This window comes from Shewanella halifaxensis HAW-EB4, assembly GCF_000019185.1.
In the GTDB taxonomy this organism is placed as follows: Bacteria; Pseudomonadota; Gammaproteobacteria; order Enterobacterales; family Shewanellaceae; genus Shewanella; species Shewanella halifaxensis.
Map to the genome: position 1 here is coordinate 595,881 of NC_010334.1, position 16,551 is coordinate 612,431.

General features: G+C 46.8%; 13 protein-coding genes and 1 tRNA gene. 11 read left to right on the forward strand and 3 right to left on the reverse strand.

Features of this window, described 5'->3' with window-relative positions; translation table 11 throughout:
- The first annotated feature begins 1 nt into the window (after position 1).
- The 5 genes from fdxH (at position 2) to selB (ending at position 6,044) form a co-directional block, all read left to right on the forward strand.
- On the forward strand, positions 2-904 hold the full coding sequence (gene fdxH / locus SHAL_RS02515) for a formate dehydrogenase subunit beta (protein ID WP_012275623.1): 903 nt from the start codon (positions 2-4) through the stop codon (positions 902-904).
- 5 nt (positions 905-909) lie between these two features.
- Positions 910-1,554: a formate dehydrogenase subunit gamma gene (locus SHAL_RS02520; protein WP_012275624.1), complete on the forward strand. Its 645-nt coding sequence runs from the start codon at positions 910-912 to the stop codon at positions 1,552-1,554.
- 2 nt (positions 1,555-1,556) lie between these two features.
- Positions 1,557-2,537, forward strand: a complete 981-nt coding sequence (fdhE, locus tag SHAL_RS02525) for a formate dehydrogenase accessory protein FdhE (protein ID WP_012275625.1) — start codon at positions 1,557-1,559, stop codon at positions 2,535-2,537.
- Positions 2,538-2,682: 145 nt separating this feature from the next.
- Positions 2,683-4,131 carry an L-seryl-tRNA(Sec) selenium transferase gene (gene selA / locus SHAL_RS02530; RefSeq protein WP_012275626.1) on the forward strand — a complete coding sequence of 483 codons (1,449 nt, stop codon included), beginning with the start codon at positions 2,683-2,685 and terminating at the stop codon, positions 4,129-4,131.
- Positions 4,128-6,044: a selenocysteine-specific translation elongation factor gene (selB, locus tag SHAL_RS02535; protein ID WP_012275627.1), complete on the forward strand. Its 1,917-nt coding sequence runs from the start codon at positions 4,128-4,130 to the stop codon at positions 6,042-6,044. The genes selA and selB overlap by 4 nt, the downstream gene beginning before the upstream one ends.
- Here the strand turns inward: selB and SHAL_RS23000 are convergent.
- A tRNA-Sec gene (locus SHAL_RS23000) sits at positions 6,022-6,116 on the reverse strand. The two genes, selB and SHAL_RS23000, sit on opposite strands and share 23 nt — an antisense overlap.
- Positions 6,117-6,401: 285 nt before the next feature.
- On the opposite strand from SHAL_RS23000, the gene fdhD reads away from it, so the two are divergent.
- The 3 genes from fdhD to yedF all read left to right on the forward strand — a co-directional run bounded on the left by fdhD (position 6,402) and on the right by yedF (position 8,890).
- Entirely contained in the window at positions 6,402-7,265 is an 864-nt protein-coding gene (gene fdhD / locus SHAL_RS02540; protein WP_012275628.1) for a formate dehydrogenase accessory sulfurtransferase FdhD, read from the forward strand.
- A 71-nt stretch (positions 7,266-7,336) separates the two neighbouring features.
- Positions 7,337-8,578 carry a selenium metabolism membrane protein YedE/FdhT gene (gene yedE, locus SHAL_RS02545; RefSeq protein ID WP_012275629.1) on the forward strand — a complete coding sequence of 414 codons (1,242 nt, stop codon included), beginning with the start codon at positions 7,337-7,339 and terminating at the stop codon, positions 8,576-8,578.
- 75 nt (positions 8,579-8,653) lie between these two features.
- Positions 8,654-8,890, forward strand: a complete 237-nt coding sequence (yedF, locus tag SHAL_RS02550) for a sulfurtransferase-like selenium metabolism protein YedF (protein ID WP_012275630.1) — start codon at positions 8,654-8,656, stop codon at positions 8,888-8,890.
- A 98-nt stretch (positions 8,891-8,988) separates the two neighbouring features.
- On the opposite strand, the gene SHAL_RS02555 is transcribed toward yedF, so the two are convergent.
- A complete protein-coding gene (locus SHAL_RS02555; RefSeq protein ID WP_012275631.1) occupies positions 8,989-9,717 on the reverse strand; it encodes a YebC/PmpR family DNA-binding transcriptional regulator in 729 nt (242 codons plus the stop codon).
- 803 nt (positions 9,718-10,520) lie between these two features.
- Here SHAL_RS02555 and SHAL_RS02560 point away from each other — a divergent pair.
- A complete protein-coding gene (locus SHAL_RS02560) occupies positions 10,521-12,587 on the forward strand; it encodes a multiheme c-type cytochrome (protein ID WP_012275632.1) in 2,067 nt (688 codons plus the stop codon).
- Positions 12,588-12,713: 126 nt separating this feature from the next.
- On the opposite strand, the gene SHAL_RS02565 is transcribed toward SHAL_RS02560, so the two are convergent.
- A complete protein-coding gene (locus tag SHAL_RS02565; protein ID WP_012275633.1) occupies positions 12,714-13,661 on the reverse strand; it encodes a LysR family transcriptional regulator in 948 nt (315 codons plus the stop codon).
- 94 nt (positions 13,662-13,755) lie between these two features.
- Between SHAL_RS02565 and SHAL_RS02570 the strand changes: the two genes are divergently transcribed.
- Together SHAL_RS02570 and SHAL_RS02575 are read left to right on the forward strand one after the other, a co-directional pair.
- On the forward strand, positions 13,756-14,829 hold the full coding sequence (locus tag SHAL_RS02570; RefSeq protein WP_012275634.1) for an HlyD family secretion protein: 1,074 nt from the start codon (positions 13,756-13,758) through the stop codon (positions 14,827-14,829).
- Entirely contained in the window at positions 14,829-16,418 is a 1,590-nt protein-coding gene (locus SHAL_RS02575) for a DHA2 family efflux MFS transporter permease subunit (RefSeq protein ID WP_012275635.1), read from the forward strand. Before SHAL_RS02570 ends, SHAL_RS02575 begins: the two co-directional genes overlap by 1 nt.
- The last annotated feature ends 133 nt before the right edge of the window (positions 16,419-16,551 follow it).

The window sequence follows — 16,551 nt, forward strand, 5'->3', positions numbered from 1 at the left end:
CATGTCTGCTCAAGATATTATTTTAAGCTCTGGTACATCAGAGCTCACCCCTGCTGCGCAGGTACGCCGCAAATTAAGCAAGGTGGCCAAGTTATTTGATGCCACTAAGTGTAGCGGCTGTAAAGCTTGTCAGGTTTCCTGTTCTGAATGGAATGACCTCAGAGCGCCAGTCGGCAGCTTCCAAGGTAGTTACCAGAACCCAATGGATCTGTCTTCAGAGTGCTGGACACTGATGAAGTACAACGAAATTGAGCAGGACAACAAGTTACGCTGGAACTTTACTCATAGTGCTTGCATGCATTGTGCTGATCCAGCCTGCTTAACGGCTTGCTCGACTAAAGGGGCGATTGTTCAGCGTGCTAACGGCGTTGTCGATTTTGAATCTGATAAGTGTACGGGTTGTGGTTACTGTGTATCGGCTTGTCCGTTCGATGTACCAAGACTCGACCCTATCGATCAAAAAGCCTACAAGTGCAGCATGTGCTCTGACCGTCTACAAGTTGGTCAAGAGCCAGCGTGTGTGAAGTCTTGTGTTACTGGGGCGCTTAAATACGGTACGCGTGAAGATATGTTGTTTATTGCAGACCTTCGAATTAAAGAACTGCATAAACAAGGCTTCACTAAAGCGGGTCTGTACAGTCCTGAGGGCGTGGGTGGCACTGGCATGATGATGATCTTGCATGATGTTAGCCAGCCTGAAAACTATGGCTTACCAGCCGATCCAAAAACAAGCGTGCCAGTGAAACTGTGGCAAGACGTGGTTAAGCCATTAGGTACAGCGGGTATTCTCGCGACCGTGGCGGTGGCCTGTCTACACCGTATCACTGTGGGCCGTAATATCGTCGAAGAAGATGAGCCGGCAGCGTTTGACCACACTCACTCAGACAAGTCAGATAAGGAGTAACACTCATGCATAAGCAGAATATGATTTTGCGTCATAAGTTGTTCGACCGCATCTGTCACTGGTTTGTGGTTGCCGCAGGTTTGGTGACATTCCTAACAGGCTTTGCATTCTTCTTCCCATCATTTCAATGGTTGGGATCGATTGCAGGTACGCCACAGATGGCGCGTTTTGTTCATCCGATTGCCGGTTTGCTGATGTGCTTACCGCTAATGCTGATGCTAGTGCGCTATTACCACCATAACAAGTGGGAAAAGAATGACCTGACATGGATGTTAGCGATTAAGGATGTGATGTTCGAAAACGAGGACAAGATCCCCGCTATCGGCCATTACAACCCAGGTCAAAAAGTGCTGTTCCGCACCTTCGTGGTGACCTCAATCGGCTTGACGATTACTGGTTTCATGATGTGGCAGCCTTACTTTGCCCCACACTTCGCGGCTATAACAATCCAGTGGGCCATTTTGATCCACGCAATCTGCGCAGTGATCATGTTGATCTTTGTGATTGTGCATTTTTGGATGGCCACTTGGGTGGAAGGATCGGTTGCTGGCATGTTGTACGGCTATGTGTCGCGGGCTTGGTGCAAGAAGCATCACCCTAACATGCTAAACGATCCTGAATTAAAGACTAATAAGCAGGAAAAACACTAATTATGAGCACAGCAATACTCGACGCCGAAAAGATCCCAACTCAGTCATTGGAGATCAAAACCGTGATCCCTGCTGATCCCAAAGCCGTTTATCAATTTAGGGCGCAGCGACTCGCCGAGTTAGCCGAGGAGTCTGGACTAGCAGAATACTTTGGCTTGCTCGAGCAGTTAGTTGGTGCTCAGCAAAAGGTAGCGGCACTGTATGGTGAGGCGGCAAAGAGCTGTTTTGGTCCAAAACCAAAGTTAGATCTAAGCCAAAGCCAGCCGATGGCGCAGCAGCACTTTGAGTGGGGCAACTATTGGCAGTCGGTATTGCTGGAGCTGATTAGTGAGTTAATGCCAAAAGTCAGTACTGACTTGCATGTGGTACTAAAGGAACTGGCTAAAGCTGAAGCCGATGTGTTGCAAGGTTATGCCAAGTCCATGCTTAGCGGACGCTTTGCCGAAGTACCCGCGCAGTACAGCCTATTTATTTGGGCGGCACTGTCGGTGTATTGGTCACATTGGGCGGTTGAAGTGGCACAAGGATTAGCTGACGCGGCACAGGCCCACAAACGATTATGTCCCGTTTGTGGCAGCCACCCTGTAGGCAGCGTGATCAAGGAAGTGCCGCGCACTGGACTGCGCTACTTGCATTGCAGCCTGTGTGAAACCGAGTGGCATGAAGTGCGCGCCGAGTGCACCTCATGTGGTGAAAGCAAAGGCGTGTTCCTATGGGCTGAAACCGAAACTAAGGCTGCTATTCGTGTTGAAAGCTGCGATACCTGTAAGGGTTATACCAAGATGTTCTTTACCGACATCAACCCTAGACTTGAGGTAGCGGCAGACGATTTAGCGACTCTGGTGATGGATAGCCATTTGGTTGAGCAAGGTTATAGTGCAACCACGGTTAACCCTCTGCTACTAGCTCATGAGCAAGAGCCTCAGCTAGAGAATGAGCCTCAGGAGTCTGTGGTTCAGCCTAAAGTGGGTAACATCCACTAGTCACTCCTAAGTAAGTCAAACAAGAGCCGTATTTCGGTGCGGCTCTTTTATTAACTGAGTTAAATCAACCCAGTTCAGTTAACTCGCTCAATTAACAAATTTTTATAACTCATTTTTTTATAAACAGACGACCAGACGAAGACCTATGACTCAAGCTATCAACTCAACCCAAGCCCTCTACCGTTGTTTACCTGCAATGGACAGTTTGCTACTGATACCTCAAGTGATACGTTTTACCGACCAACAGGGCAAGCCTTGGATTAAATCTTTATTAGCACAAATGCTCAAAGATGCGCGCCAGCAAATCGCAAAGAGTCGAAGCCTGCCAAGCTGGTGCTTGAATCAAACAAAGATAGTCACTGAGCTTGAGCGCAGGCTTGTTTTAGCCCTGCGCCAAAGTATGACGCCGGTTTTCAACCTCACTGGCACCATATTGCATACCAACTTGGGGCGTTCGCAGATGTGCGAAGCCGCTATCGATGCCGTGACTAAGGTGATGCGTCATCCGGTGCCGCTGGAGTTTGATATGGGCCAAGGTAAGCGTGGCCACCGTGATAGCGCAATATCGGCGCTTATTCATGAGCTTACAGGCGCACAGAGTTGCTGCATCGTTAATAATAATGCCGCTGCAGTGCTGTTGATGTTAGCCGCAACCTCGGCAGGCAAAGAGGTGATCGTCTCTCGCGGTGAACTGGTGGAGATTGGCGGCGCATTTCGTATTCCCGACATTATGGCGCAGGCGGGTTGCAAGCTGGTGGAAGTGGGCTGCACTAATCGTACTCACCTTAAAGATTACGCCGCAGCGATTACCGACAACACCGCCGCCATCATGAAGGTGCACACCAGTAACTATCATATCTCTGGTTTTACTAAGGTGACCGAAGAAGCTGAACTTGCCGCATTGTGCCAAGAGCGAGGCATCGCGCTCATCTCAGACCTTGGTAGCGGTGCACTCACCGACCTGTCGCGCTTTGGGCTATCAAAAGAGCCGATGCCGCAGCAGATGCTGAGCGATGGTGTTAACTTAGTGAGTTTTTCGGGCGATAAACTACTAGGTGGCCCGCAAGCTGGGTTAGTGGTTGGTGATTCAGAGTTAATCGCCAAGCTGCAAGCGCACCCACTCAAGCGGGCGCTGCGCTGCGACAAGATGACCTTGGCGGCACTTGAAGCCACCTTGATGCAATACCGTAACCCTGAATCATTAGATAGCCTGCTGCCGATCTTTAAAAAGTTATCGCGGCCACAGCCAGAGCTTGAGCAACTTGCAGAGCAACTGCTCATTGTCTGTACCGAGTTTTTATCCCATTTCAATGTGACGATTAAGGCAAGTCAAACCCAGGTGGGAAGCGGCTCTCAGCCCGATGTATTGCTGGATTCGGTATCACTTTGCTTTAGCCAAAAACCTGATAGTCAGTTAAGCCTGCAGCAACTCGATAGCCACTTTAAAACCGCTCAGATCCCGATCATCGGCCGCATTACCGCGAATCAGCTTTGGCTCGATCTGCGTGGGAGTGATAACGATGAACAACTGGCTCAGGTATTAGTACAGATAGCCGCCAATATCGCTGCGCAGTGCTCAGGAGTGAGCCAATGATTATCGTCACCTCTGGCCATGTAGATCACGGCAAAACAAGTTTAATTCAAGCACTAACCGGTACAGATGCCGACCGCTTACCGGAAGAGAAACAGCGTGGCATGACCATAGAATTGGGCTATGCCTTTATGGATTTGGCGGATGATAAACGTCTGGCCTTTGTCGATGTGCCGGGCCACAGTAAGTTTATCAATACCATGCTCGCAGGAGTGAGCTGCGCCAAGCATGCGCTATTGATTATCGCCTGTGATGACGGCGTGATGCCGCAAACCCATGAGCATTTAGCCATCTTACAGCTGCTTAATCTTGAGCACTTAATCGTGGTGCTGACCAAGCAAGATAAGGTTGACAGCGAACGCGTTGAGATTGTCAAACTTGAGGTGAGTGAACTACTCGCGCACCATCACAGGCAGAGTGTTATTTATGTGGTGTCAGCGCAGACAGGCTTTGGCATTACTGAGCTTAGCCTTGCCATTAAACTGCTGGCCGAAGCCCAAACAAAAACGCTGAATCAGTTAAGTGTAGAGTCTAGCTTTCGCATGGCGATCGACCGAGCCTTTAGCGTTAAAGGTGCAGGCCTTGTCGTCACCGGCACCGTGATTAGTGGGCAGGTGAGTCAGGGGCAAAGTCTATATCTTTCAGGGCAGCGTAAAGCGGTAAAAGTCAGAAGCCTACATAGCCAAGGTCGTGTCACTGATAAGGCGCATCATTGTCAGCGCGTGGCGCTTAACTTAACCGGAGTAGACCAACATCGGGGCGCCCAGCGCGGCGATTGGCTAACGGCACTTGAGCCTGCTGTTGCAGTTATTGAAGCGCCTAAGGTGATTTGCGGTGTGTTCGAATCCAGCTCTTCATTTAAGCACTGGCAAGCTGTGCAAGTGCACTTAGGTAATAGCCACACCACGGCTCGTCTTGGGTTATTGCAGAGCCTTGCCGACGGCAAAGCCTTGGTGGAACTTCAGTGTGAGCAGTCACTTCATTGCGTGGAACAAGACCGAATCATTGTGCGTGATAGTGCGGCTAAGACCACTCTAGGTGCGCTGCGAGTGTTAGATATTAATCCGCCAAAACGAGGCAAGCGTAGTCCTGAACGTTTGGCTTATATAGAGGCACTAAAAGAGTGCAGCTCAGTTAAGCGCAGCTTGCAAGTTCAAACACAAGATCACTGCGTGAAGAAGTCTGACTTCATGTGGGCCAATCAGCTAACGGATCAGGCTCGGCTATTAGCCGATGAACAGCTACTAGAGCTTGATGGCTACCTGCTATCTCACACATTAAAGCAGCAGATTGAGACTCAGCTATTAACCCTAGTGGAAGACTACCATCAGGCATCTCCAGAACTGCTTGGACTAAGCATTAACCGCCTACAGCGCATGACTCATGGAAAATATCCTTTGGCTGTACTGCTCAAGCTTACGGATAGTCTGCGTGAGCAGCAACTGCTGCAGAGCACCCGCGGCCTGTTGCACCTACCGAGGCACAGCTTAAGCTTATCGGAGCAAGAGCAACAGCAGTGGCTCAGCATTAAACAGTTGATGTTGGCAGCAAATGGTCCTTTGTGGTCATCTGATCTGGCTAAGGAACTTAACCTTGAGCTAACTGTTGTGCGGTTACTTTGCCGTAAGTTGATTCAATTAGGTTACTTATCCGCCATTATTAAAGACCGCTTTATGTTAACCGAAAGTCTTTATTTTTACGCCGATGTTATCAGACAACAAATTAATGTTTGTGGCGAAATAAAAACCGCCGATTTTAATTCGATTATTAAGCTAGGCAGAAAAGCCAGTATTCAACTTTTAGAGTTTTATGACCGCAGTGGATTAACGTGGCGAAAGCGAAAGGATAATTCGAGGGTCATAAGAGACAGTAGCATCTTTATATCGAGTGATTTGGCGGAAGAACATAGGAGTTGAACCTACCCGGGACTGCTGGCAGCCCCACCTGGATTTGAAATCCAGACGTTTCACCGGAAACGACGTTCTTCCGTATCACTTGCGGGAATAATAGATAATTGTTTTTAGCTAAACAATATCGGTCGGTTTCAAACTTTATTAAATGTGAGTCCAAGTTACATTTATCGATATTCAGATCGCTAAGTGGGACATTATTTACCAGACCACAGAATGCTGCGATGGCAGAGAGTGTGTTTTTTTAACGATATTAATCGACTTATATGTTTACGAAGTGTGAGTCCTATTTACATCTATCCATTTATCGATACTCAAATCGTTAGGTGGAACATTACTTAGCAGAAGAAATGGAACAACGCTATGACGGAACTTGTGTGTGGCTTAAATAATATTACCGAGCAGACTGCAGTCACTTGTTTTCGCAATGATAGAGAGCAAGCATTAATTGAAACGGTGGCGAAAGAGGTCAGGGTTGCGCTGATTTATAATGGCATCTCCCACGTGGTAATGATGGCCTGCCCAACGGCATTAAAAGAGTTTGCCATCGGTTTTAGTTTATCTGAATCGATTATCGAAGATGTGAAAGAGATCCGCTCCATCGAAATAGAAACGATAGCTACCGGAGTATTGGTGCACATTGAGATAAGCCAACGCAGCTTTATGCAGTTAAAAGAGCATCGTCGTAGCCTTGCTGGGCGCACAGGCTGTGGACTTTGTGGTATCGAGCAGATAGAGCAAACGGTTAAACCGATTGTAAAAGTCACAGGGGCTGAAAAGTTTAATCTAAACAGCTTAAAAATAGCCTTAAGTAATCTTTATAAGCATCAAAATGCATTTAATTTGACTGGAGCGACACATGCTGCTGCCATGTTGTCGACAGAAGGTGATATTATGTGCTGCTTCGAAGATGTTGGCCGCCATGTGGCCCTCGATAAATTAATTGGTCATATCAGCTGCGATAATCAGGCTCGTCATTCGGCGTTGCTATTAACCAGTCGAGCCAGTTTTGAAATGGTGCAAAAAGCCGCTATTGCAAATATTAGTATTATATTTGCAATTTCTTCTGCAACTTCGTTAGCGATTGATATCGCAAACCGATCGAATATTACTTTGGTTGGGTTTTGTCGTGAAAATAGAGTGACAATATATACCCATCCCGAAAGGTTGTATTTATGTAATGAAACACTAAGTAATATTGATAACAATAACTTAGCTGTTATGTAATTAGGCTTGTAATTCAATCTTTTAATTTAGGTTGTAATTTAAGCACTTAATGTTAGTTGGTAATTTTAACTATGTGGTTAACGTTTAAAAATCAGTTTTTTATTAAATTTTGGTCGCCTTTTGCCGCCGTTATTGCGGCAGGTATTTTGTCGACCTACTTTTTTGGTCTTACCGGATCACTTTGGGCGGTAACGGGGGAGTTTACTCGCTGGGGTGGGCATATATTGCAGTGGTTCGGCGCAGAGCCGGAGTCATGGCAATATTTTAAGATCATTGGTTTACAGGGAACACCGCTGGACCGTGTGGGCGGCGTGATGATTATTGGTATGTTTGGTGGTTGTTTAGCTGCGGTGCTATGGGCCAACAACATGAAGCTACGTATGCCAAGCTCCAAGAAGCGCATCGCACAGGCGCTGATAGGTGGCATGATTGCAGGCTTTGGCGCGCGCCTTGCCATGGGTTGTAACTTGGCTGCTTTCTTCACCGGTATTCCGCAATTTACGCTGCACGCGTGGATTTTTGCCTTTGCGGCCGCCGCAGGTACTTATATTGGCGCTAAGATCACCTTGTTGCCGTTTTTCCGCTCAACGGCCACGGTAAAGTTAGGTGGACTTAAGAAAATTGCCAAGCCTAATCCAAATCAGGTACAAAACCGTTTCCGCTTGGGCTGGGTTGTGTTTGCAGCCATGATAGTGGGGTCACTCTATATCATGCAGAGCTCGACTAAGCTGGGCATTGCCATGTTAATGGGCATTATATTTGGCCTGTTGATTGAGCGCGCGCAGATCTGCTTTACCTCAGCATTTAGAGATATGTGGATCACTGGCCGTACCCATATGGCTAAGGCGATTATCTTAGGCATGGCTGTGAGTGTTATCGGCATTTACAGCTATGTGCAGCTAGGCATGACGCCTAAAACCCTGTGGGCTGGTCCGAATGCGGTGATTGGTGGCTTACTATTTGGCATCGGTATTGTTATCGCGGGCGGCTGTGAAACCGGTTGGATGTACCGTGCATTAGAAGGCCAAGTGCATTTTTGGTGGGTGGGGCTTGGTAACATTATCGGCGCGACCATTTTGGCTTATTACTGGGATGATATTGCCGCCCCATTAGCAACTGACTGGGATAAAATCAATTTACTCGATCTGTTTGGACCGTTAGGCGGTCTAGGTGTCACCTATCTATTGCTGGGCTTATCCTTTGTGCTGATTTTAGTCTGGGAGCAGCGCTTCTTTAAAAAGCAAAACAGCTTGAAAGAAGCTGCACTAGCCAATGTCGCCCATCAAGCAGAGGCCGCTAGCGTTAAAGGCTAAAGGCTATATTGATAACAGCATTTACTTTATATTCGGCTCAAGTTGATTTGAGCCTTTTTTGCTGAGGAGCATAATATGCCAGCAACTATCGTACCTGATTACAATCTAGAAATTTATGGTGAGCCTTGTCCTTACCCTGCCGTGGCGACACTTGAGGCGATGCAGTCACTCAAACCGGGTGAAGTATTAGAAGTGATTACCGATTGTTCACAGTCGATCAATAATATTCCTAACGATGCTAAGAACCACGGTTACGAGGTTCTCGATATCAGCCAGCAGGGTGTGATGCTACGTTACTTACTGAAGAAGTAATTGCAAATCGCAGACAATAAAAAAGGCACTCATTGAGTGCCTTTTTGCTGACTCGCGTTTCGCGAGTCAGTAGAGGTAAGCGTTAATAGTAGTAACTCTTACTGTGGAAGCTCTGCGTTGTGGTAAACGTTTTGCACGTCATCACAATCTTCTAGTGCGGCTAGGAATTTTTCGAACTGCTCAATCTCTTCCGCATCAGTAATGGCTGTCATTGTCTGTGGTAAGAAAGTAATCTCTTCCATAACGTAGTCAGTATCTTCTGGTAGTTCAGCGGCTAATGCTGTTTTAACCTTGAAGAATTCAGTGTGCGGTGCATAAACGCTTATCATGCCATCTTCTAGTTCAACGTCAGTTACATCAACGTCAGCCATCATTAGCATTTCAAGAATCGCATCTTCGTCATCGCCAGCGAATACGAATACCGCTTGATGATCGAACATGTGGCCAACAGTACCAGGACCGCCTAGCTTGGCATCGTTTTTAACGAATGCTTGGCGAACTTCGGTGAAAGTTCGCTTAACGTTATCAGTTAAGCAGTCGGCAATTACCATGCAACCGCCAGGACCAAAGCCTTCATAACGTGCTGTTTCGTAGTCTTCACCACCACCGCCACGAGCTTTTTCGATTGCGCGTTCAATAACGTGTGCAGGTACTTGGTCTTTCTTTGCCTTGGCGATCATGGTGCGAAGTGCAAGGTTGCCGTCAGGATCAAAACCACCATTCTTGGCGCAAACGTACAGTTCCTTCCCATATCGAGAATAGATTCTGGTTTTTTGCCCAGCGGTTTTCGCCATGGATTCTTTTTTGTTTTGGTATGCTCTGCCCATCTTGATCTTTCTCACTAAGCTTAAAAAATTGGCAGCAATGTTAGCAGATTTATCGAAACAAATCAGGTGCAGACCTTTAAAAATACTAATCCTAGCCATTAATTGTGTTTAATCCTAGCGACTAAAGCCGCTAAAGCTAGATTTCCCCCTAGTTTTGATTGGTAATCGCTTACATCGTGGTGGGTATCCCGTCTATTGATGAGAATATGGCACTAAGACGGCGAACTCAGTGTGGCGGTTAGAGCTAGAGATTAATAATGAGAGTTGGCTCGTATCGATACCTAGCTAAAGGCATGACTAAAGCTGCTTGGTAATGTAACCTAATCCGTTGATGCTGATTTAGATTTATGGCGATTAATTATCATCAATAAATGTTAGTTACCTAGTTACATTTGTTGTTGAGTATGATCTTACTTCTAGTTTAAACAGGTTTTCTGGCATATTTATCAGAGCATTTTTATTTTCCTTCTAACTATTTCGATAATTTCCCTTTATACGGTATAGCGTCCGCTTAATTAATCCTTAATTGATAACCGTTGCTTGTTGTTGCTGTCGATTTTGTATTATTACAATTCTTATGCTTGCACTTGTTTTTATTGGGTTTTAATTTCCTGCGCTGGTTTTTGTTTGATTAATTAAATATTAATCATTTTATGTATTATTGATGTTTGTTTGTTAATTTCGCCATTTATATTAAATAAATTAATTGTTGGGGAATTTGTCACAAAAATGAGCCGTTACTACTAATAAGGTATTTACGGGGGAGTAAAAGGTCACGACTTAATAAAAATTATGGAGTGATGATGAGAAAATTTAATAAATGTAGTGTGGCATTAATTGTCGCCACCGCTTTCGGTCTAGCAGCCTGTAGTGACGGTAAAGATGGTAGTGATGATGAAGATGGCATCAGCCCGCTGCCACCCGTCGTCGACGCGACAGAGATCACCAATGTTGAAGTGCTGAGCCACACCCTAGAAGAGGGCGTGGTGCGTTTTGAGTTTGAAGTCACTAACGAGGAGGGGCTGCTTGTCAGTGGCCTCGAAAAAGTGAGCGCTGAGGTTGCGGAGCTGACAGATAAAGGCATCGCACGCAGCCGTCCTGATTTCGAAGGCACCATTGCTGGTGGTAATGCTAATGAGGAGACTGAAGGGGCAAGTCTCAACATGACTGAAAATGGTCGTTATGAATTTTTAGCACCCATGCCAGCAGTCAATGCAGGGACAGAGGGGATCATTCGACTCGCAGTCGGAGGCGGTGAGAATATCGCCAAGTCAAACTATATTGTCGTTGATAAGACGGAAAGCCTACACACCACTTCAACGGCGACTTGTCATGGTTGTCACGTCGATTATGCGGCGTCTAAATTAAAGCATCCAAGCTACACGGCCATTAATACCGATGGCGAAACCGATCTGGTCGCAGGCTGTATGGTTTGTCATGGTAATGTGGTGCGTGATAAAGGCGGTTATGCAAAAAATACAATGCAGAAGATTGGTCATATCAATCATCAGAAGTTTGAAAAAGACTTTGAGCCTGCTAATTGCTACACCTGTCATGCAGAGCCTATCACCAAGGTAAATAGCATGGATACCTGTACCGACTGTCATGATGCTGCAGGCGTTGGTACGACTTCGGTTGCGATGACCTACAGTAGCTTCGACGAGACCGATGACGTGCGTCAATTCCATAAGAAAGTGGGTGAAAGAGCCGACATTAGAGCGCAGCATTACACGACGACATCAGCCCCATACACCAATAGCAGTTTGGAGTGGGATGACCATGAAACAACCGGAGGCTGGTGTACTGATATCGCACTGTTTAATACCGATTCAGGAACAGACGTACAGCTTAATATTGCACAGTTATATGCAGCAGGCACGTTAACCTATGCGGGAGCCTATATTCACGCCTATGACAATGATTCAATAGTCGGTCGCCCAAGCCCACGAGATTCTGGTGGCGTAACAAATAGCCAGTATATTGAAAATCCTGATGGCTCTAGAGCGGCGTGTTACGTGCGCTTAGATGGTATTGATGCAGGCTTCGCTAATGCAGGCTTTACCGCAAGCTCGAGAGTGACCTTCAAGCAGCAAGATGACGATGGCGGCTATGATGGTGTTTCACTGACGAGTTACTCGGACGTTGTTGATAGAAATGAGGAAAAACTGCAAGAGTATAACCGTCGCCACAGCGTCACACTTGATAGCTGTACCACTTGTCATAACAACGAGACTAACTATCACAAGAATGGTAGCTATAGTGATGGTGGTTTAGATTGTGTGGCTTGTCATAACAATGGTCAAGATCGCGCAGGACAGCGAGTCGTTGCAATGGATGCATTTGAAACCGATAGCTTCCGCATTAATGCTGGCTACACCATTGCAGTAAAGAATAGCGATGGAGAACAAACGGGTTGGAAAGCGAATAGTGCGCCAGGCTTTGGTCCGTTAGTGCATGCACAACACTGGGGATTGCAGTCTGTTATTGGCTCTGAAATTAGCCGAGATAATGAGGTTGCGCTAACAAACTCAGCGGCAAAGCTGAATGCCGATAACTGCGTGGCTTGTCATGCCGATGGTATCGATCTTAACGCTGTACCAAACCAGTATATGCTTTCTAGAGCCTTCAATGGTGGAAATGCCGGAGAGTCTGGTGTTGCCTCAAGTCCTATTACCGCAAACTGTTTTGCCTGTCATAATAATGACCAAGCGCTGAACCATATGATCTCAAACGGTGGTGAGCTTAACCTTGAAGTAAACAAAGCGGGTGATTGGTTTACCCAAGGCACATCTGAGTCTTGTGCAACGTGTCATGCAGAGGGGCGCTCATACGGAATTGAGAAGTATCACGTGTTTGACCGTAAAGAATAAAAAGTAAGGGCTAGCTTCTCCCTGCAAATAGTTAGCCCATGACTTTTTGAGGCGCGATTTAACCTCTATTCGAGATAGTTTTCTGCTGATTTTGAATAGAGTTTATCTAGCGCCTTTTTTCTACTCTTAATTATTATTGAATTCGGGGCGTTCGATAAAATCAGGTAGATCTAGTACTTTATCTTGCCAGTTATTAAATAATGCTTGATAGAGGAACTCGATAAACACACGGTAACGCCGTGGCAGGTACACTCGCTGTGGCATGCTCATGGTGACCAGACTTTGTTTCATCGGAAAGTCATTCAGTACCGTTACGAGCTTCCCTTTCTCTAGGGCATCGTTTGCAATCACTAAAGGAATGGCAGCAATGCCTAACCCTTCTAATGCTGCTTCGCGCATCAGGGTAATATTGTTGGTCTCAAGTCTCGATTCCGGCTCTATCGTCACCCATTCTTTGCCATTAAACAGTGTCCAGTTACCGTCAATATGGGGCGAGCTAATACGGATACATTGATGCTCCTGTAACTGCTCTGGGGTTGTGGGCTCGCCGAATTTATCGAGATACTCAGGGCTTGCCATTAAGATTTTTGGGGTATTGATAAGGGCGTAACTTTTTAATCTATCATCGGTTTCTGCGGTGATCTGAAACAATAGATCAACCCCTTCAGCTATCACATCTACCTGTCTATTAGTCAGCTCGGCTTCGATGGTGATATCGGGGTAGAGCGCCAGAAACTGGGCGAAGACCCGCCCAAAATAGAGCTGACCCATCTCGATTGGGCAGACAATCTTAAGGTGGCCCTTAATCGTCTGCTGCCGAGCACTGAGCTGATCTTCGGCATTTTTAAGATCCGTTAAGATCCGGTTTACACGATGAAAGTAGTCGGCTCCGGCCTCGGTGAGCTTAAGTGCGCGAGTGGTCCGATGCAGTAACTGCACCCCAGCATCGGCTTCCAGCTCGGCGACTTTTCGGCTCACGGTAGCCTTAGTCAGACCTAAGGCGTTGGCTGCTCGAGTAAAACTGCCTTGCTCGACGACTTGGGCAAACATTTGGATGCGATTGAGATCTATCATTGTTACACCTGTGAAACAGTGGGTGATTTTTTAGCTATCTAATAAATATACTGAGACAGTAGTAAACTATGACTCACTAATCAAGGAGTCAATCATGTCTAAAACCAAGTTATTTTTCGGGATTCCTGTTCTTATTATTGCGTTATTAACCGGCGGTTATTATTGGTGGACCCAAGTACGTAATTTTGAGTCCACAGATAATGCCTATGTAGAATCCGATATCTCTCATATCAGCGTTAAAGTCCCTGGCTATGTTACTGCCACCTTTGTGACCGATAATCAGCATGTCAAAAAAGGTCAATTACTTGCCCAATTGGAAGATAATCAATTCAGAGCAAAGGTCGCGCAAAACCAAGCCGTGCTAGCCAGTGCCAAAGCCAAGCTACAGACGCTCAATGCCCAGATTGACCTGCAGCAAGCGCTTATTACTCAGGCCCAAGCCAGTGTGGTTGCGGCAGAGGCTGAGCGGGTGCGTAGTCAGCAGCAACTGACTCGAGCCACAAAGCTGAAGGTGAAGAATTACAGTTCTCAAGATGCAGTGGATGAGGCGCAAGCGGCTTTCGAGTCGGCGACAGCCCATGTCGATGAAATACATGCCGTATTAGTGGCGAAGCAAAGAGAGCTTAAAGTCTTTAATGCACAATTAGTTGAGGCCGACTCGAGTGTTGAGCAGGCGAAGGCTGGGCTACAGTTAGCGCAAATTCAGCTGGCAGATACCCAAATTACGGCCCCGTTTACAGGAATAATCGGTAAGCGTGGGGCGCAGCAGGGCCAATATGTACAGCCTGGACAAGCGATTTATAGTCTAGTGCCTGATGAAGCGGTGTGGATCACCGCTAATTTTAAAGAGACCCAAATTGCCAAGATGCATGCAGGGCAGAAGGTGACGATTGAGTTAGATGCGTTTTCGGGAAAGGAGTTTTCGGGAGTCATTGATAGCTTATCTCCAGCCTCGGGAGCTAAATTCAGCTTATTGCCTGCGGAAAATGCCACGGGTAATTTTACCAAGATCGTACAGCGGATCCCGGTGAGAATTCGCTTAGATTCAAATGCTGCTGAAAAGCTTGAGCAGGGCAGAATCGTGCCGGGCTTGAGTGCACTCGTGAAAGTCGATACCGCAAGCGATGGCTTAGACTCAGCTATTGTTGCCAATAGAGTGCAACAGTAATGTCTGCTACCCAAGCTGGAGTTGCGAAACTTGATGGTGCGATGACTCAACAGGTCGAGCCGGGTGGCCGCAGAGCGTGGATCGCGGTATTTGGCGGCCTGATAGGCGCCTTTATGGCGATTTTAGATATTCAGATCACCAATGCGTCGATGAAAGAGATCCAAGGCGGCTTAGGTGCCACGCTTGAAGAGGGCTCTTGGATAGCCACCGCTTACTTAGTGGCAGAGATGATCGCCATTCCGCTATCGGGTTGGCTCAGTAAAGGCTTAGATATACGCCGCTATATGCTGTGGAACAGTGCTATCTTCATCTTTGCATCGCTGCTGTGCTCTATTGCTTGGAATTTAGAATCGATGATCGCTTTTAGGGCGATGCAGGGGTTCTTTGGCGGCGCCCTGATCCCGATGGCGTTTCGGCTCATATTAGAGTATCTACCCGATAGTAAGCGTGCCGTCGGCATGGCGCTGTTTGGGGTTACCGCGACCTTTGCGCCATCGATTGGCCCCACTCTAGGGGGTTGGTTAACCGAGCAATTTAGCTGGCATTATCTGTTTTATATCAATGTGCCACCTGGGATTGTGGTGATGTCGATGCTTGCCTACGGCCTGGTGAAGAAACCCATTAACTGGCCTGAGCTTAAGAATGTCGATGTTAGCAGTATTATCACCATGGCATTGGGGATGGGTTGTTTAGAGGTGGTGCTAGAGGAGGGAAATCGTAAGGATTGGTTTGGTTCAGACTTCATACGTAACCTTGCCATCGTCGCGGCGGTGAATATTGCGCTCTTTGTCTATCTGCAGTTAAAAAGCAAGGCGCCACTGGTTAATTTAAAGCTGCTTGCTAATCGCGATTTTAGCATCTCAACCATTGCCTATTTCTTACTAGGTTTAGCGCTGTTTTCATCCATCTATATGGTGCCGCTATATCTGTCGCAGATCCAAGATTACAACTCGTTAGAGATAGGTGAAGTCTTGATGTGGCTGGGTTTTCCACAGTTGCTGATTTTGCCATTTATGCCGATGTTGATGCAGCGTTTCGATAATCGTTATCTAGCGGCATTTGGTTTTTTCATGTTCGGTGTGAGTTATTATATGAACAGCCATATGACTGCCGATTTTGCTGGGCCTCAGCTAATCGCCTCTATGGTGGTACGTGCTATTGGCCAACCGTTTATCATGGTACCTATTGGCATGTTGGCAACGGCTAGGTTGCAAAAGCACGAGAATGCCTCGGCATCGACGGTGTTAAACGTCGTACGAAACTTAGGTGGTGCGGTAGGGATCGCGATGGTATCAACCCTGACCGATAACTTAGGCCGAGTTCACCTCGCGCGGATGAAAGAAACATTGCCAGCGGTCAGCCCCTTGGCAAATGATTACTTAAGCAGTACAGCGGCTATGTTGCAAGCGGCGGGGTCAGATCCGGTTACCGCGAGTCAGCAAGCCTCGGCATTGCTTGGGCAAACCATGCAGCAGCAGGCGATGGTGCAAGCCTATAATGACGTGTTCTTCATCATGGCAGGTTTACTCGTGGTGGCCGTCGTTGCCGTATTGTCGATACACAAACCGATACCACAGCAAGCTGGTTAGATCTTATTCAAAGAGACTTTCCTCTATCACTCAAAATGAATCCGTTCAACCGCTGCTTTATACGGCAGAGGTTGATTTAACGCGACTTTGGCATAGTTATTACTTAGGGTTAAGTGCTAGACTGGGGCTCTAT